We start from the raw sequence: 23,721 nt of genomic DNA on the forward strand, positions 1-23,721 counted from the left end.
TGACCTCACTCTAATTATGCAAACCAATGTAACAACAACAATACAATAGTGATCATTGTCACAGAAAATTCCTGAGCATTGCATAAACTTAAAGCCTAAGGTCAATTAAGGATTCAACATGAACAGTCGTATTACCCTGGCGCTGGAAAGTGCTCCATCATCAATGAAAGCGCTTTTAAGTGACATCGTATTAGCAGACAACTTTGACGCGACATTGTCTCCAGAACAGTTCTCTAGCCTGCTTGAAGCAAGTGGTTTAGAGGATGACGAACTACGTATCGCACTACTTCCTTTTGCTGCTGCGTATTCATACGCACCGTTATCTGACTTTTACGTTGGTGCAATCGTTCGTGGTTTGTCTGGTACTTTGTACTTTGGTGCAAACCTTGAAATCGCTGGTGCGCAACTTGGCCAAACCGTACACGCTGAACAATCAGCAATCAGCCACGCTTGGATGAAAGGTGAGCGCGGTATTTCAGACATCACAATTAACTTCAGCCCTTGTGGTCACTGTCGTCAATTTATGAATGAGTTGACTACAGCGAAAGAGCTTAAAGTTCAGCTTCCGCAGCGTGATGAAATGTCGCTACAAGAATACCTACCTGATTCATTTGGACCTTCTGATCTTGGCGTAACAACAGGCTTAATGTCTGAACTCGACCATAAGTACACGACAGAAGAGACGACTCCTATTGTAGTTGAAGCATTAGCAGCGCTTAACCGCAGCCATGCGCCATACACTAAAAATTTAAGTGGTGTGTCGCTCCAGCTAAAAACTGGTGAGATCTTTACTGGTGCTTACGCTGAAAACGCAGCATTCAACCCTAGCCTTCCGCCGCTACAAGTTGCGTTGATTCAACTAAAACTTGCAGGCTTCGACTTTGAACAAATTGAAAGCGCAGCATTGGTTGAAATCGCCGAAGGTAGCATCAGTCACCTAGCGGATACGCAATCTACATTAGAAGCGATTAATCCTGACATTCCAGTGACTTACTTAGCAATCTAAGCACATCCAATTAACAATCTTTTAAATAAGCAGCCCATTTTTATAGGGCTGCTTTTTTTATGCTTGTAATTAACACCACAACCCACGCAAACGTTTGCTTTTGTCATTTAAATAAGTATGATCACCCCGTTTTCAATCAATCGTTCAAAAGATCGGAAGGAATTTCTATGTTTGGTACTGCTACTCGTGAAAATGCTACTCGTGTACTTCTATTAGGTTCAGGTGAACTTGGCAAAGAAGTGGCTATCGAGTGCCAACGTTTAGGTTTGGAAGTTATTGCTTGTGACCGTTATGCAGATGCGCCAGCTATGCAAGTCGCGCATCGTAGCCATGTACTGGACATGTTAGATGGCGATGCACTTCAAGCTATTATTGAACTAGAAAAGCCAGATTACGTGGTACCTGAAATTGAAGCTATTGCCACCAGCAAGTTGGTCGAGCTTGAAGCTCAAGGTTTGAATGTCGTTCCAACAGCTAACGCTACTAAGCTAACGATGAACCGTGAAGGTATCCGTCGTCTTGCAGCAGAAGAGCTGAAGCTAAGCACATCCCCTTACCGCTTTGCAGACACCTTTGAAGACTTCGCTGCCGCGGTTGAATTTGTCGGCATGCCTTGCGTTGTAAAACCCGTAATGAGTTCTTCAGGCAAAGGCCAGAGCGTTATCAAAACCGAAGAAGACATCCAAAAATCGTGGGACTATGCACAAGAAGGCGGTCGCACTGGCGCTGGGCGTGTAATCGTTGAAGGCTTCATCGACTTTGATTACGAGATCACTCTTCTCACTGTTCGTGCAGTCGACGGTGTTCATTTCTGTGCACCTATCGGCCATCGTCAAGAAGACGGCGACTACCGTGAATCATGGCAGCCTCAGGTTATGTCAGACAACGCTCTAAAAGCGGCACAGTACACGGCAGAGCAAGTGGTTAATGCTCTTGGTGGCTATGGTATCTTTGGTGTTGAGTTGTTCGTTAAAGGCGACCATGTGATCTTCAACGAAGTATCCCCTCGCCCACACGATACTGGTTTGGTGACATTGATGTCTCAAGACTCTTCAGAATTCGCACTGCACGTACGCGCATTTACAGGTATGCCTATCAAATCAATTACTCAGTATGGCCCTTGTGCGTCTGCAGTAATCCTTGGACAAGGCACATCAACGAACATCCGTTTTGAAGGCCTTGCAGAAGCACTAGAGGCACCACAAACACAAGTTCGTCTGTTTGGTAAGCCAGACATCGATGGTCGTCGTCGCCTTGGTGTTGCACTAACACGCCGTAATCGCACAGAAACCGCGATTGAAGATGCAATCAACAGCGCGTCGAAGGTAAAAGTGATTTACTAATCAAATTCTTAGATCTTGAATCTTAACGATCAAAAAGACGGGCCATGCGCCCGTCTTTTAATTAGTGTTATCTCTTCGAAAGTAAACTTAGTTTAGACTTCCGATTCAATCAAATACACTTCTTCACTGAATCGAGACAAACCTTTCTTAGCAATCTTAGGATGATCGTCGTCTGCAATATCTTGGTTCAACAATGTAATCTTGTAACCCTCAAACAACTGATCGATTTCTAGTTTAGGTACGCTAAACGGAGGGCCTGCCATTTCATCTTGGTCGTAGTCTAGTGTTACAAGTAGGATCTTGCCGCCTGGCTTCAGCAGTTGCTTTAAGCGCTCTACATATTGCAGACGCATTTCAGCAGGCAAAGCGACTAGAGAAGCGCGGTCATAAATAATATCGACAGGCTGAATTGGCGCAGTGAAGTAATCCCCAGTGTAAATACTTAACTCATCAAACTGATAAAGCTCATGTTGACCGTTAATTTGAGTGACGGTTGGCGTGTAGAAATGCTCAGAGAAAAAAGCTCGAACCGCAATCTGGCTCAATTCCACACCTTGAACGTCTTCATGTTTTGACGCCAGCCAAATCAGATCTTCACTCTTGCCACATAGAGGAACAAAAACACTCTTCTCATAGCTAGGCTCAGTTGCTTTCCAAAACTCAACCAAAAGCGGGTTTACATCTTCAAGGTGGAAACCAATTTGGTTGGCTGCCCATTTATTGTGCCAAAATTCAGGATTATTCATCTTTCGTTCATGTTAAACAGTCATAATGCAAGGGTACAGTATAGAGAAGTAAGAGCAACCTTAGCTTGGCTTAAAGTGCCAAATTGGTTTCGAGTAACACCAGAAACTGGCTAGGTTCAAAGTTCTTAAAATTGCGGAACAAACGCTTGGATTATTTGTCTATATGTTCACATTTTAAAGCAATATTAAACGTTAGAGTTGGTTTCTGCCTTAACTAGCCCCATTTAATATGTAGTGAGTTTAGTTAAGCTTTTTTACTCTTATGCGTTACTGGTTACCCCTTTTAACTACCCGTTTTTGTAACCTTGTATTTTGGAGTTTGAATGAGTGTATTTCTCCGTACGACGGCCCTAATGCTTCTAGTATTGAGCCGAGCGCCTGCATTCGCAGCAGCACCTGTTTCAACGAGTTCAACTGATCAATCGCGCACAGCGTCTTCGCAAAACCAAGTTTCATCAAACGTATTCCGCCACAGCCTAAGCGGCCTATATGGCATCAAGGCATTCGACTCGCGTCCAACTCAGCCTTATACCGACTTCGACATCCTTTACAGCAAAGCTCACCAAGCGCAAGCAGAGCTAGAGACAATCTGTAAAAGTACTGCTCTTCTCACTAATTCAGATGCCCTATTCGCTGGTGTTAAATCTCAAGCTCGCGCTCAAGAGAAAATTGAATTAGAACTGGATGGTGACAACACAAGAATTACCGACCTAGCTCGCGCAACAATCATCGCTAATGATGTAGAAAGCATAGTTGAAGTGTACGAAGCACTGAGCCGTGAAGCGGACGTGGTAAAAGTGAAAAACAAGTTTAAGTCACCAGCTGACTCTGGCTACCGTGACCTTAACCTACTGGTTCGCTTACCAAAAACCAACATGATAGCCGAGGTTCAACTTCATTTAAAAGCGATAGCGGATGTGAAAAGTGGTCCTGAACATGAGCTATACGAGATCATTCAAGGTATTGAGCGCCATGCCATTGCTGAAAAGCGCCCAATCAACGACATTGAAGCGGCGCAAATTAACAGCCTAAGACGCCAATCTTTAGAGCTGTATCAACAAGCATGGCAACCATACATTACGACTCATATAAAAGCGGCTTAACACCAACCTTACCGCTACTACAAAACAAAAACGAACAAGGGCTGCACTCGCAGCCCTTTTTAATTTCAGCGTATCTTTGATTAATCACAAACGAACGCTATTGGTGGTAATACTCCTGTGAGCGTTCATACAAGTCCAACGGCTTTAAGGTGCTATAGAAAGCAGCCACATCCTGTAAATCCTTATCAGATAGCGACTTCACGACTGACTGCATATATAAGTCCTGACGTGCATCACTTTTAAAATCATGCAATTGTTTAAGGATGTAGCTGGATTTTTGCCCCTTAATATTTGGGTAAGTCCTCACGAAAGGAATGATCTTATCACCGTGACACTGGCTACATAGGTTGTTAACGAGCTTTTCACCAGCCATCAGGCTCGGTATATAAGGTTCTGTTTTGTCACTTTGTACTGTCAGTTTTGGCGAAACCTTTCCCACCGTTGCAGTGTTGTCATCAGTGCATGCGGAGAGTGACATCACAGCAGCTGTCGACGCTACACAGAGCAGCGTGAACTTAGTTAGATTCATTATTGCTCTCCCGGCATAGGCGGCATCAGAGCGCTATCAATAGGTTTACGTCGATACTTGTTCATGTCGATCCCTTTGTCTTGATAGTAGGTGCTCAGATAGTCCAGTACTGGGTCCCATGTATCAGACAAATCCCATAGTCCCTGAGTGTCTACCATCCACTGAATCGTTTCACGCCATTGCTCTCGGGTACCACTGTTCTGCGCTACTATAAGACTCGTGTGGCACGCATTACATTGGCCTTTCACTAACTCCCATCCCGGAGCCATGATTAAACCTGAACTCTTATCTACCCCATAGAAAGCCTTTGGGTTATCCGGTACTTCATCGGCATGCACAAGCATTGAGGTTAACAAGCTACAGACCAGCGCCGCTCTCATAATGTCTTTACGATAAGAGCGCTTGTTGTGCTGAGTTGAATGATCACACATGACTTTCCTCACGAAACTCTTACCGCAACTCTATGGCAACCATTAAACAGATACCCTTTTGGGTTCCATTGTGGTTGAACAACAGGCTGGCTATCACCTTCACTATCCGTGGCCTTCGCCCATATTTCGTAATAACCCGTCATAGGAAGTTCAAGATCAAGTTCCCATTGCTGCCATGCGCCTTTGTTAACGGGTTTCTTGAGGTTTGCATCATGCCAAGTTGTTCCGTAATCGTAACTGACTTGGAGCTTCTCGACAGTTCTTAGCCCAGCCCATGCATGCCCGCTCACTTTGACCTTTTTACCTAGCGTAAACTCAGTACCGCTTTTAGGAGAGGTGATCAGCGACTTCACAATCATCTCTTCAATGATTCTAAAATCCTTGTTTTCTACTTTTTCACCAGGTGCGATTGGGTGCTTAGGCACTTGATATGCGGGTGCTGCCATTTTATGGCCATCATGCACTTTATTACGGATACTGATACCCGTGGTACACTTTTGAGAGACAGAAGCTGGGCGTCCTCCAAATACCGTTCTCAGTGGGAAACCGTGAAGATATGGAATAGGTTCGCCATTCATTTCCCATGCAATCAAAGCGTTATCAGTCATTGCGGCTTCAATCGGTACACCACGTGAGATGGCCTCACCTTTGCCGCTTAAGTGCTTATCGAAGCCATGGTTGCCCACGTAAACCGCGTCATCTTTGATACCACAGTCTTTTAGCACATCACTAAGCAACACTCCTGTCCACTGTGCGCAGTACACACCTGCGTTATTCCACTGATTGCCTTTTGTGCTTGGGTAAAAGTTATTGCGGCTGTTGCCACCACACTCCAAGACTAGGCTTTGAGAGTGATGCTTAAATTTCGATTTGAGTTCCGCTATTGTGTAAGTTTTACTCTGTTTTACAGACTCCCCTTTCACTTCGAACGTCCAAGTATCCGGGTCCATTTTATTGAAATCTGGCATCAAACCATTCCATCGAACAAATGGAACATTGGCAGGCGTAACAGCGGGCTCAAGCATGCTTTCTGGCGGATAAGCATTCAAAGGGTTGGTATTTAAAACGGTATAATAATCCGGCAAATCTTCTGCTTTTGCCCACGTTAAGGCATTGATATCTAGGGCCTCTAAACCTTCAGGGCGATTAGCTGCGAACACCCAAGAGACCGGCAACGCAGACGCCGCGGTTGCAGTTAACGCAGCTTTCAGGAACTGCCTTCTATCTAAACTCATTATTGCGATCCTTTGTGATTCAGTGTGTAAAAGTAAGTGGCAAGCTGCTCAATATCTTGCTCAGACAAAAGCTGGGCAACTTTAGACATGGTCTTATCGGAACGTTGTCCACTCTTAAAGGCCGTGAGCTGTTCAACCAAGTAAGGCTTGTTCTGCCATTTCAGGTTCGGAATAGAAGGAAAAGAAGTGTCTTGAGTACTGCCATGGCAAGCGACGCACATATTGGCAATTTGTTGGTAATCGGCTGCTTGGCCTATTGCGGGAAACAAAAGCAATACCCAAGCTAAAGCGGCTTTTCGCACACATCCTCCTAAGATCTGGATCAAAAAATCAGTTTGATCGGTCATAAAGTGGACGCATTACAGCAAATAGAGCGGTGTATTTAAATTCAATTAGAATTAACTACCGTTCAGGAGAACTGAACGCTGATGAGAAATCGTGCGAGATGCGAGATGCGAGATGAATGAAAACGAGTGGCAAGAAGAAATACAGTGATACAAACAAAAAGACCACGCTAGGCGTGGTCTATTGCTTGGCTACTTCTCGATTTTAATATTTTCAACTCGGGCCTTTAGTTTTTGTCCCGGTCTAAAAGTAACAACACGTCGAGCAGAAATTGGAATGTCTTCACCAGTTTTCGGGTTACGACCAGGTCGCTCGTTCTTCTCGCGAAGATCAAAGTTACCAAAACCAGACAGTTTTACCTGTTCGCCATTTTCAAGCGCTTTACGAACTTCTTCGAAAAACACTTCAACCGTTTCCTTGGCATCCCGCTTGCTGTATCCGAGTGTCTCAAACAGGTTCTCAGCCAAATCGGCCTTCGTGAGTGCCATAAAACTTTCCTCAAAGCTATGTTAATCATTGCTACTATCGCCAGTAGCGCCAAAGCATTTACCCTATTCAATCAATGAGATAAGGTCGTTTACAAGGAAAGTGTATGCCAAGCTTCTGATTTTCGCCAACTTTTTTATCTCAACTGTCAGATTATTCTTTCAAATCAGAAAGATAACTCGCTCTGAATTTCACATATATAGCTAAAAAACATCTGCCTAACAGTTGTCAAATAGAACTATATTCCAATTACTATTGATAATTTGGAATTTAAAACTTTACCCGTCTAAATAATAATTTTTGAGACTTTTCTCCTATCCCCAATAAAATCAGCCACTTGATTTGATATCCATCTCAACAGAGGTTACGAAATAATCATTATTAAATATGAGATTTGTATCATTTCAGAATTTAATTCGAATCGGTCAATGCTATCACTGATTGTGTACTGACTTTTACTGTGATTCATCTGTATTCAAATACCGTCAATCTCCCTCTTTAGTGACGCTCTGCAGCAAAGTACATTTCACAGCGTCAGATTGTTATGTTATAACATTGCAATTAGGAAGGATTTTAGTACTTAGAATGAAAGATATTGAAGCGATCATTAAGCACGTCAAACAAGGATGTAAAGACAATAGAAAACAGTTCACCGCCAAAAGGCTGCTGATACTGCGTGCGTTGGCACATGCCGATAAAGCGCTGTCTGCCTACGAGTTAGTCGACTATTGCAAAGAGCATTTTGATCAACATGTTCAAGCGATGTCGGTCTACCGAGTCTTGGATTTTTTAGAACAACACCACCTCGCACACAAGATTAAGGTATCAAATAAATACATCCTTTGTGACCACATCCTTTGTGATCATGAACATGGCATCCCACAATTTTTGATTTGTTCTAAGTGCGACAAGATAAGTGAACAAACCATCAACCCTTCTATTATTCGCGATCTTAAATCTCACGCGAAACAACAAGGATTCACCGTCACAATCCCTCAGTTAGAGATCAGCTGTGTTTGTGATGAGTGCGCTAAGCCCGAAGTGAGTACACCCTACTAAGAGTACCTACATCTAATAACTAGCTTCCAATCTTATTAGCCTAATTAACAAGGAGAGAGTGAAACGCTATGCCTGCAACGCTCATTCAAAATGCCTACGTGGTCAATGAAGGTACCGTAACCGAGACAGATGTATTAGTTGTCGACCAACGAATTGAAAAGGTTGCAAACAACATACAGCCCAATTCAAATTGTGAAGTCATTGAAGCAAAAGGTTGCTACCTCATCCCGGGGATGATTGACGATCAAGTCCACTTTCGCGAACCCGGCTTAACCCACAAAGGCTCAATCGCAACAGAGTCACGTGCCGCTGTCGCCGGTGGTATTACTAGCTACATGGAAATGCCAAACGTAAACCCTGCCACTACGACCATTGAAGCCTTAGAGAAAAAATTTGATATCGCAGCACAGAGTTCACTGGCTAACTACTCTTTTTACCTAGGTGCAACTGAAGACAACCTAGAGCAAATCAAACAGCTCGATCCGACCAAGCACTGTGGCGTAAAGGTATTTATGGGTGCTTCAACGGGTAACCTGTTGGTTGAAGACCCTCAAGCACTCGATGCCATATTCCGTCATTCTCCCGTCCTGATTGTCACCCATTGTGAACGCGGGCCTGTTATCGCTAAAAACCAAGAGCAATTAAGAAGAGAGAAAGCAAATTTCACGATTGAAGACCACCCTATCCTGAGAGATGACAGAGCCTGCTATGCCTCTTCTTCTTATGCCGTTGAGCTCGCTAAAAAGCACAATAGTCAGCTTCATGTATTGCATATCACTACAGAGAAAGAGTTAGCACTATTTGATAAAGGGCCAATCGAAGGTAAGCGCATAACCGCTGAAGCGTGCGTTCATCACCTTTGGTTCAGTAATGAAGATTACCCAAGGTTAGGGAACCAAATCAAATGCAACCCAGCCATCAAATTTCCAAGCGATAGAGAAGCACTACTTGCCGCCCTTAGCACCAATCAAATAGACATCATCGCCACAGACCATGCTCCTCACACATGGGAAGAAAAACAAGTTCCTTATGAGCAAGCGCCTGCCGGTTTACCTCTTGTACAACACGCCCTCTTAACTCTGTTTGACCACGTGCATGCCGGAACCATGACCGTAGAACAAGTCGTAGAGAAAACAGCACATAACCCATCCATTCGTTATGCGATACAAGAGCGCGGTTATATTCGTGAAGGCTACTTCGCAGACTTAGTACTCGTCGACCCACAAGCATCAACATTAGTTGATCAGGAAAACAACCTTTATCAATGTGCTTGGTCTCCATTCAATGGTCACGAATTCTCTTCCCAGATCAAACATACTTGGGTAAATGGCACCAAGGTTTATAGCAATGCAGATTCGAGTTTCATCCAAGATACAAATCACTCTCCAGCAATGAGGCTGTCATTCGAGCGCTAGTTCAGCAGTTATTACCATCAATAAAAAGAAATCAATATGTTAAGAAGAAACCCTAACGGTCATATGCCAAACGTATCGGAAACTGCCTTCATTGATCCAACAGCCATTATTTGTGGCAAGGTCATCATTGAAGACAACGTGTTCATTGGTCCTTATGCCGTGATACGTGCCGATGAGGTTAATGAACACGGTGACATGGAAGCCATCGTGATTAAGCGCGACACCAATATTCAAGATGGTGTGGTTATCCATTCAAAAGCCGGTGCTGCGGTAACCATAGGAGAACGCTCCTCTATCGCTCACCGCTCCATTATCCATGGGCCTTGTGAAGTCAGTGACGATGTCTTTATCGGCTTCAACTCTGTCGTTTTCAATGCCGTCATTGGTAAAGGTTGCGTGATTCGTCATAACTGCGTGGTGGACGGACTCGACCTTCCTGAGAATTTTCATGTACCACCGATGACCAACATAGGTTCAGGCTTTGATCTAAACAGCATTTCAAAAGTACCACCAGAATACTCGGCGTTTTCAGAATCGGTTGTCTCTGCCAACCATACTCTTGTTCAAGGCTACAGAAGGATTGCTAATGAGCTCTAATAAATCCCCCTTGCTTGGGATTCCGACCAACATTATTACTGGGTTTCTCGGAGTAGGAAAAACCTCTGCGATTCTTAACTTAATGAAGCACAAACCAGCCGATGAGAATTGGGCTATTTTGGTGAATGAGTTTGGTGAAATTGGCGTTGATGGAAGTTTATTCGAAGGCAATCAAACCAAACAGCAGCAAGTTTTTATTCGCGAAGTACCAGGGGGCTGCATGTGTTGTGCAGCAGGGCTACCCATGCAGATAGCACTCAATCAGTTGCTTTTTGAGGCGAAGCCAGACCGCTTACTGATTGAGCCTACTGGGCTTGGCCACCCAAAAGAAGTGTTAGAAGTATTATCTTCTGAACATTATCGTAAAGTGCTGTCACTGCAAAAGAACATCACCTTGGTAGATGCTCGCAAGCTGTCTGATACTCGTTATTCTGACCACGATACTTTCAACCAACAAATTACCATTGCGGATACGATCGTCGGCAATAAACTAGACCTCTATAACAAGGGTGATGCAGAAAAGCTTGCCGAATACGTTGCTCAGATTTGTCACCCTGATACTAAGCTGATCTTTGCTCATCACGGTAAGATCCCATACGACGAGTTTGATGGAAGCAGTAGTTTTTATCATCACCAAGCTCATGGGCACCATCACCACCATGCTCATAAACAAGATAAGCCACTTGCGTCTGAACTACCGATGCCAGAAAGTGGCATGCTCAAAGCGACCAACCAAGGTGAAGGCTTCGAGAGTATTGGATGGCGATTTGCAGCTGATAAACTGTTTGATCACCAGCGTTTACGACACTTTCTAGTCGGCTTGAAAGTTGAGCGTATGAAGGCCGTGTTCATTACTCCAAATGGTATCTTTGGCTACAACTTAACAGAGGATGGTTTGACCGAATCAGAACTCGATGAGTGCCGTGAAAGCAGAATTGAAGTCATTGGTAAAGGCATAGAGAGTGATCTGGAAAGCCAGCTTCTAAATTGTCTTGTTAACTAAGTTCGCCCTATCGATAATTAAAACTAAAGCCCTATGAAATAAGACATTCATAGGGCTTTTTAGACATTGGAGTAAGCATCACTACGTTAGTTTACCGACACCAATCGTTTCTCTGTCACCTGATGTACCGCTAATCACCGCTTTTGCAGGTTTAACGATCAAACCAATCCCGATTAAGAACAACACCGACGCAACCACTTGGGCGACTGACAATACTTCGTCGTACATAAAGTATCCGCTGATCAGCGCAAAGACTGGCACGAGCAAAGTTAACGGTGCAGTTGTGCTTAATGGATATTGGATTAACAACTTGTTCCACACCCAATAGCCAAATAGCGTGGTTGGATAAGCCTGAAACAGCACCGCAATCGTTGTGTTCCAATTCCATTGTTCAATCCCCTGCCAGATGATTTGATCCCCGTGCAACATCACAGCAAACAACACCAACGGCACTGGTGCAAACAGCATTCCCCACACATTAAACGCAAACGCCTGCTTAGTTTTGGAAGCCTTAACAATCACGCCCATTAAAGTCCAACTACACGCTGCAATCATAATCAAGATAACGCCATTAACGGTGATATTCCCTTTCGCCGCCGACACTAAGACCGCAAGTGCACACAAAGCTAACATCGCACCAATTAATTTACGAACCGACGCACTTTCTTTGAAAACCCATACCCCAACAGCCATTCCAATAAGCACATTGCTTGAAAGCAATACTGAGGAAAGCCCGGATGAGAGACCAGCTGTGATTGACCATGATGCCATCCCCCAAATTCCAACCCCGAACACAAAGCCATAACTCACAAGATAGCGCCACGCGACATTTGGCCTTGCGACAAAAAATATCACTGGTATCACGGCTAGCGAGAAACGCGCGGCCGTTGCCAGCAACGGATGAACATTGGTTACGCCCATTTTGATCATCGAGAAATTGAATCCCCAAATTGCCATCACCAATACCGCTAGCAACAAATCATTTCTTTTCATACTGTCCCCCTCGTTTGTTTTGAAAGAGTATCCCTTGAACAACAAAAGCGGTACAGATACAATTTTTGCAACAAAAACCAGTACAGCTAACTTCAGTCATGAGCATTTACAGAAAACTTGCGAATCAGTTTATTAATGAGATTGCAAGTGGGAAAAGACCCGAAGGTGGGCGTATGCCTTCGCTTCGTCAATTAGCTAAGCAACAAGCCGTCAGCATGTCGACTGTAGTCAGCTGTTACCAAGAGTTAGAGTCTCAGGGCTGGATTCACTCTCGACCACAAGCTGGGTATTTTGTTTCTCCTCATAAGCCTGCTCACTCCACACCTGAATGGGCACAGTTTGAGAGTAAGGTTTCCAGAGTTAGACAAACTGCATCGACTCACAACGCAATAAATGGGCCTTTAGGGGTTTCTAGCACCACCAATGATCAGCAATCGGTCGTTGAACTAGAACGCAGTTTCCGCCGCTCTATCAAACGCATGGGTAACAGGCTCAACCATTACCCTGATACTCAAGGCGAGCCGATATTACGACAAGCATTGTCCACTCACTTTGCTAAGCTTGATGTGCATTTTTCACCCGACGAACTTGTGATCACCGCTGGCTGTATGTCTGCAATAAAAGCCGCTCTTGAATCATGCACCAAAGAAGGCGATACCATTGCCATTAGCTCACCATGCTTTAATGGCATACTCGAATTACTTGGCAAGATGTCGCGTAAGATCATCGAGATCCCATCTCTGGACGACGGTGTAGATTTGCAGCAGTTGGAAGCACATCTGAAAAGTAAGCGTGTCGATGCCGCTATCTTCTGCACCTCTCATATGAACCCACAAGGGATCAATATGTCTGCCAGCCAAAAGCAGAAATTGGCGGCATTAGCGAATGAATATCGAGTGCCGATCATCGAAGACGATGTGTATCTAGAACTCTCTTATTCTTCGCACACGCCACTGCCCGCCAAATACTATGACAAAGGTGGTTATGTTTTATGGTGTGGTTCTGTCTCGAAAAGCTTATCACCGAGTTACCGCTTAGGATGGTGCTTACCTGGAAGGTATATTAATGAGTGCAAAGCGCAGTTTTCTGCTGCAAGCTACGGCGTTGCCCTGCCCACTCAACTCGCTGTCGCTGACTTTATTGAATCTGGTCAATACGCAAAACACGTTCGAAGAAGATGTGCTCAAATCCTCTCTTTACGCCAGCAATACCTGAGTTATTTGACTCAAAACCTTCCTGATGACGTCAAAATTAGCAGCCCACAAGGTGGCATGGTACTTTGGCTACAGATCCCTAACCTCAACCATATCGTGTTTGCTCAAGCGGTTTCTGAGAAGAAGATTGATATTCGGCTTGGGCATCTGTTCAGCACTCTTGATCTCTACAGCAACAGCTTACGCATCAACTTTGGTTATGCGCTAGAGGGAGAGGCCAAACAACAGCTAGATGACTTGATTGAACTTATCTACCAATGTGTCAGCAAATAGCTACTACTCAAGCTTGAATCTTTAATTTTTTCATCGTTATTTGTTATAAAAAGACATTTATTATTCTGATTTAAACTGGGTTAAAGCCCGTTACCGTAAGGAAATCCACTCACCTTAAAACCCTTAAATGCTGAGTTTGCAAGGGTATGCCCATTTATGCAACCTAGCTAATGACACCTCATTTTTTGTCGTCAATATACACCCGTCAGCGCTGGCGTTTTACTGTATATGAAGAGAATTATTATGAGTGATAAAACCCAAAATAAACCACTACCTTCCTTTATTGAAGAACGCTTAAACCATTACATAGAAGATCTCATTACCCAGAACGAAAGCCAAACACACTTAGTGCTGGGTAAACGTCCTAGGCGCAATTCAGTTGTGATGCAAAGCAATGATTACCTCGCGCTATCGCACAACAAACAGATTCAACAAGCCCACCAGCAAGCGATTGGTGAACATGATGACAATGTCGTCATGTCAGCTATTTTTTTGCAAGACGAGGATTCAAAACCCGCTTTTGAAAATGAACTAGCGAACTATGTAGGAATGGAGAGCTGCTTGCTGTCTCAGTCTGGTTGGGCGGCGAACATCGGCTTACTGCAAACCATCTGTCCACCACAAACCCCCGTGTATATTGATTTCTTTGCCCACATGTCTTTATGGGAAGGTATTCGATCCGCAGGTGCGAGCGCACATCCGTTCATGCATAACAATATGAACCATCTGCGCAAGCAGCTTGAGCGCTATGGCTCTGGCGTCATTGTTGTGGATTCGGTCTATAGCACCATTGGCACGATTGCCCCACTCCGCGACATCTACGAAATGGCGCAAGAGTTTGATTGTGCACTCGTGGTTGATGAATCGCATTCTCTGGGGACTCATGGCACCAAAGGTGCAGGCCTCGTTGAAGCACTTGGACTCACTAACCAAGTCGATTTCATTACTGTAAGCTTGGCCAAAACTTTTGCGTACCGTGCTGGCGCGATCTTAGGCCCCAAACAATTGTCTGAGACACTACCCTTTGTCGCCTACCCTGCGATTTTTAGCTCGACCGTATTACCACAAGAGGTCGCTCGCCTAGAGAAAACCTTGGCTGTCATTAAAGATTCGGACGATAAACGAGAAGCTTTATTCAAACACGCTAAAGCACTCACTACGGGTCTTAAACAAATTGGCTTTAACATCCGCAGCGAATCTCAGATCATCGCTTTAGAGTGTGGTAGTGAGAGAAATACGGAACGTGTGCGTGATTTCTTAGAGGAACGAGATGTGTTCGGTGCGGTATTTTGTCGCCCAGCGACTGGCAAGAACAAAAACATCATCCGCTTCTCTGTGAATGCAGACATGACACCAAGGGATATCGATCATGTGCTCACGGTTTGTCACCAGGCATACCATCATCCAGAACTAGAGTTCGTATAGCACTGAACCCACTAATTTAATCACCAACCAAACGGCAGGACGGAATGGACGCTATCATGTCGCAAAACTAAAAGAGCCCAGCCTATTGCTGAGCTCTTTCTCGAGTTAACTTGGTCTACTTCAAACCTCAAACACAGTCGCGTACAAGCCCACTATATCCAATGAGCAATCTTATCGAATAATCGGTTCTTGTCTGCCGGTTTCACGATAAAGTCAGACATGCCTGATGACTCCATTTTCTCTAGCGTGACTGGCGAGCTGTCCCCTGTATGCGCAATGATCGGCACCGAAGAATAAGGCTTATTCGCACTTCTAATGAGTCGAGAAGCTTCGACGCCGTCCATGATAGGCATTTCAATATCCATCAAAACCAAGTCGATAGCCTCTGAGTCTAGAGCGTCTAATGCCTGTTGACCATCTTCTTTCTGTACCACCTCAAAGCCTTGTTTTTCCAACAACATCGCCGTAAAACGACGTAGAGACTCGTTATCGTCCACTACCATAATGGTACGCTTATTTGCATTTTCTATTGGCTTAGCGGCCACCGAAGGCATCACGTAATTCGAGTCAAACAGTAAACGGTCAATCGTTGCTTTGGTGTTCAACAGCCAAACTTGAGTTTCGACCCAAATCGGTTCAAATGAAATATTTCTCACCCGTTGAATAGGATGATGTTCATACAAGTAAACAATTCGCGCTTCTGTAAACGACAACAAAGACTCAAGCTTATCAAGGCTACTTGCCCTCAAATCCAAACTCTCCATGTCGACGAACACTAGATCAAATTCGAACTGATACTCTTTGTTTTTAAGTGCAGATGCCACATCCAAAGTCGTGAGGTCAAATCCCATAAATCGAGACATTTCCGTCATTTTCTTATTCAGGACGGTTTGATCACTCACCATCAATACCGACTTTAACTTTCTCAATTCACTCTTAATCTCGTTGACTGAATTTGATGTTAAAGATGGGAATGTCATCGTAAATTGAGTCCACTGGCCGACCTCTGATTGGCATCTAATCTCACCACCAAACGAACGCATCACCTTCTGACAGAATGGTAAGCCTAACCCGTAATTGCCTGATTTACCGGTCGTATAGAAGTCTTGGAAAATATGACGTATTGCATCACTCGAGATACCAGCCCCGTTGTCCGTCACCACAATTTGATTGCTAACGTCATCGCTACTCATGGTGACATGAATGTGAAAGTCTTCCGGACTACGGTGATGGAACGCATTCTTGAACAGGTTGTACATCACGTACTTCAACAAAGTATCGCTTCCTAAAAAATCAAAGTCGCTTTGTACATCCAAAGAGATGGCTGATTTATCCGACGCGCGCTTGTAGTTAAAGCTGTCGATTGAATATTCGATCACCGCTTGTGCAGAGTGCTTTTTAAAGGTTGAACGAGATACACGGTTCTCATCAATCGACGTCAACAATAGATCGATGGTCTCGTTACCTGAATGGATGATTTCCATTGCCTCGTCACCCACGTCACGCAGTTGTTTTAACTCTTCGGCGCTCAGTGCATATGGCTCTTTGATGTCACCACTCTTTGGGTTTGGCAGTATCGATTGAATAACGTCAATAGAAGTTAATAAGCCACTAAGAGGGTTTCTCATTTCGTGTGCAATACCGGCACCAAAAGATTTTGCTAGGGATACCTTATTCTCGTGTTCCACCTGATTACGGAAATAGAACAGGTTACCGAATAGATAGATAAACAAGAAAATCGGCACATGCGTCCAGTTCATGGTTATCTCAAGATAGAAGCCTTGTGCTACCCAAGCACAAAAGGTCGCAATCCCTATTCCGGCAAAGGTTTGTGCAAACATCACTCCTGTGACATGAACCAAAAGAATATGGAGGAATATTGCCGACATGAAAGACATGACCCAAACATTGGACCAATTGTTCATCAGCAACATGTAGAAGAAGAAACATGGCAGACAGAGCGTAATCGCGACTTGATAATACGCAGGCAGATACTTTCGCCATTCGAACGGAACGTGTTTACGGAAAATGATGCCGAAGAACAACACCGAGCATAATAGACGGAGAGTCAGATTTTCATAAGGCTGCGGGAACAGATACTCCCACACGACAAAGTAAACAGGGAAACCGACAAAGCCCATCCAACCTACGAGGGTTAGATTCGGTTCAGCATATTGATAAACTTTACGAATAGCGTTCATACGAAATTCTTTATTCTCTAAGCCCAGACGTTTACTAGTTTTATGATTGAGTTTTTGTTTTTATTATAACCGAACGATTATATTACACATCACCTCCGAGCAGTGAGGTTTGAATCAAATATATACGCGCTTTTGTATTTAATCTGTTTCAACCTAGCAGCCAAATACATGAAGACCTCGTTGATACGAGGCCTAATATTGATTTCATTTCTTGTTATCTGTGACTCATAAAGCTAGCGTATCGGCAGGTAGATGTTAGTCAGTAAATCACATTCATCCACCTCATGGACTAGATTCACGTACTGGAAAAAGCACGGGAAATCTCTCAAAGATTCGCCACTCGTTGGTAGCCACTCACGATATAGGTAACTTACCGTGTCACCGATTAAATCATGGTTGCCCTTGTGTACGGCAACCGCACAGCGACCACTCGGAATGATCCCCTTCTTAACACCAAAGACATTTTCTGGCACATCCCCGTTATGACTTCCGCAAATATCAAAGCGATATTCATCTTCAGGGGTATCTGAAGGGTCAGAATAAGCCACACCAAATGTATCACTGGTTTTTACCGGAGAAAAACCCGTCGACTTCCTCCAATCAATAAACTTAGCAGCAGTATTGTAAACCAGCTTAGGGCTTCCTTTATGCTCAATCAATGCAACCTCTGTTTCGCAAAAATCGACGACTTTCACATCCATTATCTCTTCTCCACTCTTTGGTGAGTTAAACTCATATATTGAACGCCAATATGGCCAGTTGGGTTGTTTCCTAAATTGAGAAGGTGTCTGTTCAAAGTGCCTCGAAAATGCTCGAGAAAATGCTTCAAGGCTCTCAAAGTGAGCCTCCAACGCAATATCGGTGACACTGTACTCCGGCTCAAAAACTAAACGAAAAGAAGCGCGCTTTAACCGAGCAAACAACACATACTGAATAGTGCTAATGCCCACAAACGACTTGAAGATACGGTGAAAGTGGTACTTTGAACTTGCCGCCACTGAGCTCAGCTGCTCCAAAGTTAATGACTCATCCAAATGTCTATCAATGAAATCACACACATTTCGTATTCGTCGCTCGTGATGTTTCGCTACATTCATTTTTCTTACCCAATAAAGAATTCGGAGAGATAATACCGACGAGGCGTTAAGCTCGCCTGATTGAGATTGCGAGACTGATTTAACCGTTGTGTTTAATTCTATATTAAGTCGTAACAAAAGGCTCTTTAGCCAATACAGCACTAAAGAGCCGAATTCTACTTAACAATAGATATTGAGCACTGTTATACCCAGTTCATTACAAGTCGGGCTAATTCAGTTCCAACATGGTATTAATCCGAACTATTTCTTGCTGCCATTTCACTTGCAGATCAGGCTTCTGATGCTTTGCTTTACGAGCTTGATCCTTACTGAGTAATTCTTCGAGCTCCAATAGCCTTTCTAAAAGGCGCTCTTCATCATTTTGCGACTGCTGGTGAGCAGTTTTAAACAACTCAGAACCTGAATCGACACAGACTGTAGAGTTAGACTGAATCGACACAGAGCAAGTTTCCACGTTATTACCTTGATGGCTGACAGACATCGCCTCATACACCGCATCTAAGTATGTCATTTCCACAAGTTGACCGTCATTGATGTACCAGAACCGATTACATGATTTTTCAATCAACTCTCGATCATGGCTGACCAAGAGTAGCCCCCCTTCGAATTGAGTTAAGCAATTCGCCAGCTCTTCCTTACCTTCAATATCAAGGTGGTTAGTGGGCTCATCCAACAATAGGAAGTGATACCGCGCTAGCGATAGCCCAACAAACAGCAATCGAGAACGCTCGCCACCACTCAGCTCTGCGATCTTTTGCTCGTGTCTTTCATAGGAAAAACCCGCGCTAATCAAAGCCATTTTCCTAGCTTCCTGAGAAACAGGATAAAATGAGTAAAGTGAATCTATTAGTGAATGGTCATCACGTAATTGGTGCAAGCTTTGGTCGTAATACCCGACTTCAGCATTTGGGTGAAAACAAGCATCATCTCCAAGTTGAGACGCCTGATAATTCGCCCACAGTACTTTCAGAAGCGACGACTTCCCCGCCCCATTTTTACCTAGCACAGCAACACGGTCACCACTCTTTATCTGCTGGAACAGCACTTTAAACAGTGGCGCTTGGTCGTCAGCGGCGGTAATTGGCACCTCCGACAATTCAAGTAGTCGATTGGCTTTCATGGATTCACCGGACAAGCTCAGTGTCCATGGTTCAACGGAATCTAAACGTGTCATTGTCGAACGTAACCCTTCGGCTCGCTTTTCCATGCTTTTTGCTTTTCGCGACAGACCTTCATTGTCAAAGTCACGCCCCCAAATCGCTAAACGATGAGCGCTCTTTTCGATGCGGTCGATCTCTTTCTTTTCTGCTTGTTGCCTTTCAGTATCCGTTCGGTCTTTATCTTCCAATGCTTTTCGAGCTTCGGTGCACTTTTGGCTAAAGCTAAGTATCCTTTTGTCACGTAACACCCATGTAGAATCGGTGACGTGGTCGAGTAACCTTTGATCATGCGAAACCATGACAAACGTCCCTCTCCAATCTTTTAGAAACTGCTCTAGCCAAAGTAACGTCGGCAGATCTAAGTGGTTGCTTGGTTCATCTAGCAACAGGACATCCGGTTCAAGAATCAATGCTCTCGCGACTAACACTCGCGCGTATTGACCGCCACTTAAAGTGCCTACCGGCTGGCTCCAATAGCTTTCATCAAACCCTAAATTAGAAAGAGTAATTTGCGCACGCCATTGTTCTGTTTGCTGCATGTTTAAATTAAGGTTATCGGTCACAGCATCAAGCATTGAGAGACTCAACAGTCGCTTGGGCAGGTGTTGCTCAATCAAGGCAACTACGACATTCGAGGCGAAGGAAACATTCCCAACAAAGTCAGGTAAATCTTTGTTTAACAGACGTAATAAGGTGCTTTTGCCACAACCATTACTGCCAATAAGGCCAATGCGGTCACCTTTCTTAATGGTAAAGGAAAGCCCATCAAATAGTCGGCATGATGTTAGATCGTAAGAAATGGATGATGTTGATATTAATGTAGTCATTTGTTTACTCAAGTTTCAAGCGCAACAAAGCGCTGTCGTCATTCGCTGACAACAACCAAGTAAACTAGAGTGAAGAAACTCTATTGAAGGTTGTATTGAAATGCTTCGCTCAAGTTTTGGTTATCGCAGCACGATAGTTTTAAAACTTGAGTTTTGGTCGTACCAAAAAATATGCGCGAAGTTAAATTCACACACTTTCATAAAAATCCTCCTTGTATTTGTTTTGAGTTGAACATTAGCGCTAAAAATAAATCACATTAATCGGTGAGTCAAAATATTTAGGCGCTTCGACTTGTACTTGATTTACAACCTTAGGTCACTGTTACGCGGTGCATTTTTCTTGGCGTATCACCGTAATCAATCACAGCATAATGCTGAGTCACTCTGTTGTCCCATATCGCCATTGAGCCCTTGTTCCATTTGAAACGCACTTGATACTCTGGTCGTCGTGCAATTTCAAACAGCTGGCTAAGTAGTGCATCACCCTCTTCACGCTCAAGCTCATTGATGTAACGGGTAAATTGCTCGTTGATATATAGCGTCTCTTTGCCCGTTTCTGGATGAACTTGTACTAAGGGATGCTCCACTGGCGGATTTTCTTGCGCGGTTTTCAGCAACGACTTATGCCAATCTAGCTCGATTTGCTCCGATTCAATACCCTCAAACGCAACTAATGAATGCGTTGCTGATAAGCCTCTTAGCTTGTCTTTCATGCTTTCATCTAATGAATCAAACACTGCGGTCATCGAACACCAAATCGTGTCGCCACCGACATCCGGTACATGTTGAGCATGTAATAGCGAGGCTTTAGACGGACGCTCCCGCCAAGTTAAGTCGGTATGCCAATAGCTCTCCATTGGCGCATTACCTCGAGTGGTTTCTATCACACTGACTTGCGGAACTTGTTCTACACACGGGAAGAAAGGATGAGCGGGTTCAAGCTGTCCAAACCGTTTTGCAAGTGCTAAGTGTTGTTCAGGCGAGAGGCTTTGCTCATCTAGGAAAATGACTTGATAAGTAACAAGTGCCTGGTACACATCATCAAGTTCACTTTCACTGCAATCCGAAAGATTTAATCCATGAATACGAGCGCCAATGTGAGGGGTAATGGGTTCAATTTTCAACATACTTTCGCTTATCGGTTAAGAGATATGAAGTGGCGTTATTTAGCTACTCGTTATTAAACCGGACAGAAACGATTTTTCTTTCCTGACCACGCAACATAAAACGCGTTCATTCGAAAAACAAAAGAAAAGAGCCCCTACACTGGAGCTCTTTTTGTTTGTTGATACTTCCTGTATCCGTAGACAAGTCCAATCTGTAGTACTTTCACCGAAAGCCAGATCATCGATATCTCCAGTTGTGTATCACTACTAAATCTAGCATACAAACTTCAAGCTTTTCTGAGACGTAACCGAAAGTTCGTCGAAGTAGCGTCAATTCCCGCTTATCAATCTAAGAAAACAACGTCATATCCTTTTGTTGCCTACTACAAACCCAAAAAGCCCACAACAAGGTGGGCTTTGGCTATCTGGCTTCTAAACTTATCAAACTAGTGAGTAACTTTTTGAAACCGTCGTTCAAACCTAAATTTAAAAGTTTGCTTGGAGCGTCAAACCACTGTAAGCCGAGTATGCATTCAACATCACGTGGTATCTGCCGCTTTGGGTGACATTCACCGTACACGTCTCGCTATTGCCCGAACGGTAAGGTCGGCAGTCCCACGTCCTAAGCGTTGGTTTATCCCCGAAACGAAGATACAGATCTGCATCGCCTGTGCCACCAATGGTGACCACTGTCAGCTGTTGGCCCTGTTCTAAGTCTATGTAGAAGTAGTCCTTTTGTCCTCGGCTGCCACTCAGCCCATTAACCGGCACGCCAGAAACTAGTTTTCCATCTGGATCTGGCCCAGGTGTTGGACCACCACAATCCGGTTCACAACCACTATCAGTCAAACTATACAGCAGTTTATTGGTGGTTCCTCTTGTGTCAGAAACCTTATTCTCCGAGGCTCTTGAGTTCAGTAACCCTGCGAGTTGAAGCGGTGTTAAGCCGTTATTTTCTTGTAAGTACAAGGCAGCAACGCCGGCAACATGTGGCGTCGCCATGGAAGTTCCGCTAATCGTTTTATAGCCGCCATCATACCAAGCAGACTTAATTTGAGATCCCGGCGCGAATAGATCAACACAGCTGCCCCAGTTCGAGAAACTTGAACGCGAATCAGAGCTGGTTGTTGAGCCCACCGTCACACCACTTGCTACACGAGCCGGGGATGTATTACACGCATCGGCATTTGAGTTACCCGCTGCCAACATAAAGCTCACTCCGGATTGAATTGCGCCTTGCACCGCGCTATCCAATGCCGTTGATCGACCGCCACCTAAACTCATATTGGCGACCGAAGGCCCTGATGCATTTTGCGCTACCCAATCCACGCCAGATATCACGCCTGATGTGGTTCCTGAACCCGAACAGCTAAGTACTCTTACCCCAACAATGTTAACGTTTTTAGCCACACCGTACTGGCTGCCGCCAATCGTTCCTGCAACGTGGGTACCATGCCCATTACAGTCACTCGAATCAGCATCGTTATCCACGAAATCATAGCCAGAAACCGAGCGACCGCCGAATTCCTCATGATTGTTATTAACGCCCGTATCAATCACGTAAGCCGTTACGCCAGAGCCATCAAAATTGGCATTATAATTTCGGTCCAAAGGAAGGCTTCTCTGATCTATTCGGTCCAGCCCCCAAATCGCGTTACTTTGAACAGCTTCATTTGAAACAACAGGATCGATACTTAGTATTTGGTCTTGTTCAATGTATTCAACGCGAGAATCACGTCTGAGTTGCTTTAATTGAAGTGCGTCTAGATTTGCCACAAAGCCAATAATGGAACTATCAAAAACATCGTCAGTTTTGATTGAAAACGAATTGGCCATTTGGCCTACCGTTTGTTGAGTAAACTGCTGTAATCCAGCCGCGTCATTCATTAGCATCTGCGGTTGTTTCAATACAACAATATAGCGATCAGTGATCGCGTCATCTGATGAAGCCAACATCAGTGGAGCAATAGGTTGTTGTGAGTTTTCTATCGAATTTAAAGCAGAACCCTGAGCCAAACTTGATGCGGAATAAATACCAAATGTGGCTGCAATACAACAACTTAATACTTTCTTTAACATAGCTTGTTCCTTGATATTTTAGGTTTGTTGGTTGTTACCTACGACAAA

21 protein-coding genes are annotated in these 23,721 nt (G+C 44.2%); 9 read left to right on the top strand and 12 right to left on the bottom strand.

Annotated elements, in window-relative coordinates:
* Positions 1-118 precede the first annotated feature (118 nt).
* Positions 119-1,006: a cytidine deaminase gene (cdd, locus tag L0991_06715; GenBank protein XGB63756.1), complete on the top strand. Its 888-nt coding sequence runs from the start codon at positions 119-121 to the stop codon at positions 1,004-1,006.
* A gap of 167 nt (positions 1,007-1,173) precedes the next feature.
* Positions 1,174-2,349: a formate-dependent phosphoribosylglycinamide formyltransferase gene (gene purT / locus L0991_06720; GenBank protein ID XGB63757.1), complete on the top strand. Its 1,176-nt coding sequence runs from the start codon at positions 1,174-1,176 to the stop codon at positions 2,347-2,349.
* 92 nt (positions 2,350-2,441) lie between these two features.
* Here purT and L0991_06725 read toward each other — a convergent pair whose 3' ends face one another.
* Complete coding sequence (locus L0991_06725; GenBank protein XGB63758.1) at positions 2,442-3,095, bottom strand: thiopurine S-methyltransferase; 654 nt, start codon at positions 3,093-3,095, stop codon at positions 2,442-2,444.
* Positions 3,096-3,418: 323 nt separating this feature from the next.
* On the opposite strand from L0991_06725, the gene L0991_06730 reads away from it, so the two are divergent.
* Complete coding sequence (locus L0991_06730; GenBank protein XGB63759.1) at positions 3,419-4,198, top strand: RelA/SpoT domain-containing protein; 780 nt, start codon at positions 3,419-3,421, stop codon at positions 4,196-4,198.
* Positions 4,199-4,295: 97 nt separating this feature from the next.
* On the opposite strand, the gene L0991_06735 is transcribed toward L0991_06730, so the two are convergent.
* From L0991_06735 to ihfA, 5 genes are all read right to left on the bottom strand, one after another.
* On the bottom strand, positions 4,296-4,727 hold the full coding sequence (locus L0991_06735; protein ID XGB63760.1) for a cytochrome c: 432 nt from the start codon (positions 4,725-4,727) through the stop codon (positions 4,296-4,298).
* Positions 4,727-5,158, bottom strand: coding sequence for a cytochrome C (locus L0991_06740; GenBank protein ID XGB63761.1), 432 nt, complete (start codon positions 5,156-5,158; stop codon positions 4,727-4,729). Before L0991_06740 ends, L0991_06735 begins: the two co-directional genes overlap by 1 nt.
* 8 nt (positions 5,159-5,166) lie before the next feature.
* A complete protein-coding gene (locus L0991_06745; GenBank protein ID XGB63762.1) occupies positions 5,167-6,393 on the bottom strand; it encodes a sulfite oxidase in 1,227 nt (408 codons plus the stop codon).
* The gene (locus L0991_06750) at positions 6,393-6,695 is read right to left on the bottom strand and encodes a c-type cytochrome (GenBank protein ID XGB63763.1); all 303 of its coding nucleotides are present in this window, start codon (positions 6,693-6,695) and stop codon (positions 6,393-6,395) included. Before L0991_06750 ends, L0991_06745 begins: the two co-directional genes overlap by 1 nt.
* A 234-nt stretch (positions 6,696-6,929) precedes the next feature.
* Positions 6,930-7,226, bottom strand: a complete 297-nt coding sequence (gene ihfA, locus L0991_06755) for an integration host factor subunit alpha (GenBank protein ID XGB63764.1) — start codon at positions 7,224-7,226, stop codon at positions 6,930-6,932.
* 583 nt (positions 7,227-7,809) lie between these two features.
* Between ihfA and L0991_06760 the strand changes: the two genes are divergently transcribed.
* The 4 genes from L0991_06760 to L0991_06775 all read left to right on the top strand — a co-directional run bounded on the left by L0991_06760 (position 7,810) and on the right by L0991_06775 (position 11,298).
* Positions 7,810-8,283: a transcriptional repressor gene (locus tag L0991_06760; protein ID XGB63765.1), complete on the top strand. Its 474-nt coding sequence runs from the start codon at positions 7,810-7,812 to the stop codon at positions 8,281-8,283.
* A 68-nt stretch (positions 8,284-8,351) separates the two neighbouring features.
* Positions 8,352-9,698 (top strand): dihydroorotase, encoded by a 1,347-nt coding sequence (locus tag L0991_06765; GenBank protein XGB63766.1) that lies wholly within the window; start codon positions 8,352-8,354, stop codon positions 9,696-9,698.
* Positions 9,699-9,734: 36 nt separating this feature from the next.
* Complete coding sequence (locus L0991_06770; GenBank protein ID XGB63767.1) at positions 9,735-10,295, top strand: carbonate dehydratase; 561 nt, start codon at positions 9,735-9,737, stop codon at positions 10,293-10,295.
* Positions 10,285-11,298, top strand: coding sequence for a GTP-binding protein (locus L0991_06775; GenBank protein ID XGB63768.1), 1,014 nt, complete (start codon positions 10,285-10,287; stop codon positions 11,296-11,298). The genes L0991_06770 and L0991_06775 overlap by 11 nt, the downstream gene beginning before the upstream one ends.
* 81 nt (positions 11,299-11,379) lie before the next feature.
* On the opposite strand, the gene L0991_06780 is transcribed toward L0991_06775, so the two are convergent.
* Positions 11,380-12,291, bottom strand: coding sequence for an EamA family transporter (locus L0991_06780; protein XGB63769.1), 912 nt, complete (start codon positions 12,289-12,291; stop codon positions 11,380-11,382).
* 98 nt (positions 12,292-12,389) lie between these two features.
* On the opposite strand from L0991_06780, the gene L0991_06785 reads away from it, so the two are divergent.
* A complete protein-coding gene (locus tag L0991_06785) occupies positions 12,390-13,778 on the top strand; it encodes a PLP-dependent aminotransferase family protein (protein XGB63770.1) in 1,389 nt (462 codons plus the stop codon).
* Positions 13,779-14,021: 243 nt separating this feature from the next.
* Positions 14,022-15,203, top strand: a complete 1,182-nt coding sequence (cqsA, locus tag L0991_06790; GenBank protein XGB63771.1) for a quorum-sensing autoinducer CAI-1 synthase — start codon at positions 14,022-14,024, stop codon at positions 15,201-15,203.
* 152 nt (positions 15,204-15,355) lie between these two features.
* Here the strand turns inward: cqsA and L0991_06795 are convergent, their stop codons facing one another.
* The 5 genes from L0991_06795 to L0991_06815 form a co-directional block, all read right to left on the bottom strand.
* Positions 15,356-17,404 carry a response regulator gene (locus L0991_06795; GenBank protein ID XGB63772.1) on the bottom strand — a complete coding sequence of 683 codons (2,049 nt, stop codon included), beginning with the start codon at positions 17,402-17,404 and terminating at the stop codon, positions 15,356-15,358.
* A 233-nt stretch (positions 17,405-17,637) separates the two neighbouring features.
* Positions 17,638-18,501 carry an AraC family transcriptional regulator gene (locus L0991_06800; protein ID XGB63773.1) on the bottom strand — a complete coding sequence of 288 codons (864 nt, stop codon included), beginning with the start codon at positions 18,499-18,501 and terminating at the stop codon, positions 17,638-17,640.
* 208 nt (positions 18,502-18,709) lie between these two features.
* Positions 18,710-20,488 (bottom strand): ATP-binding cassette domain-containing protein, encoded by a 1,779-nt coding sequence (locus L0991_06805; protein XGB63774.1) that lies wholly within the window; start codon positions 20,486-20,488, stop codon positions 18,710-18,712.
* A gap of 311 nt (positions 20,489-20,799) precedes the next feature.
* The gene (locus L0991_06810; protein ID XGB63775.1) at positions 20,800-21,615 is read right to left on the bottom strand and encodes a TauD/TfdA family dioxygenase; all 816 of its coding nucleotides are present in this window, start codon (positions 21,613-21,615) and stop codon (positions 20,800-20,802) included.
* Positions 21,616-22,080: 465 nt separating this feature from the next.
* Positions 22,081-23,673, bottom strand: coding sequence for a S8 family peptidase (locus L0991_06815; GenBank protein ID XGB63776.1), 1,593 nt, complete (start codon positions 23,671-23,673; stop codon positions 22,081-22,083).
* Positions 23,674-23,721 lie beyond the last annotated feature (48 nt).

The organism is Vibrio chagasii, assembly GCA_041879415.1.
Taxonomy (GTDB): Bacteria; Pseudomonadota; Gammaproteobacteria; order Enterobacterales; family Vibrionaceae; genus Vibrio.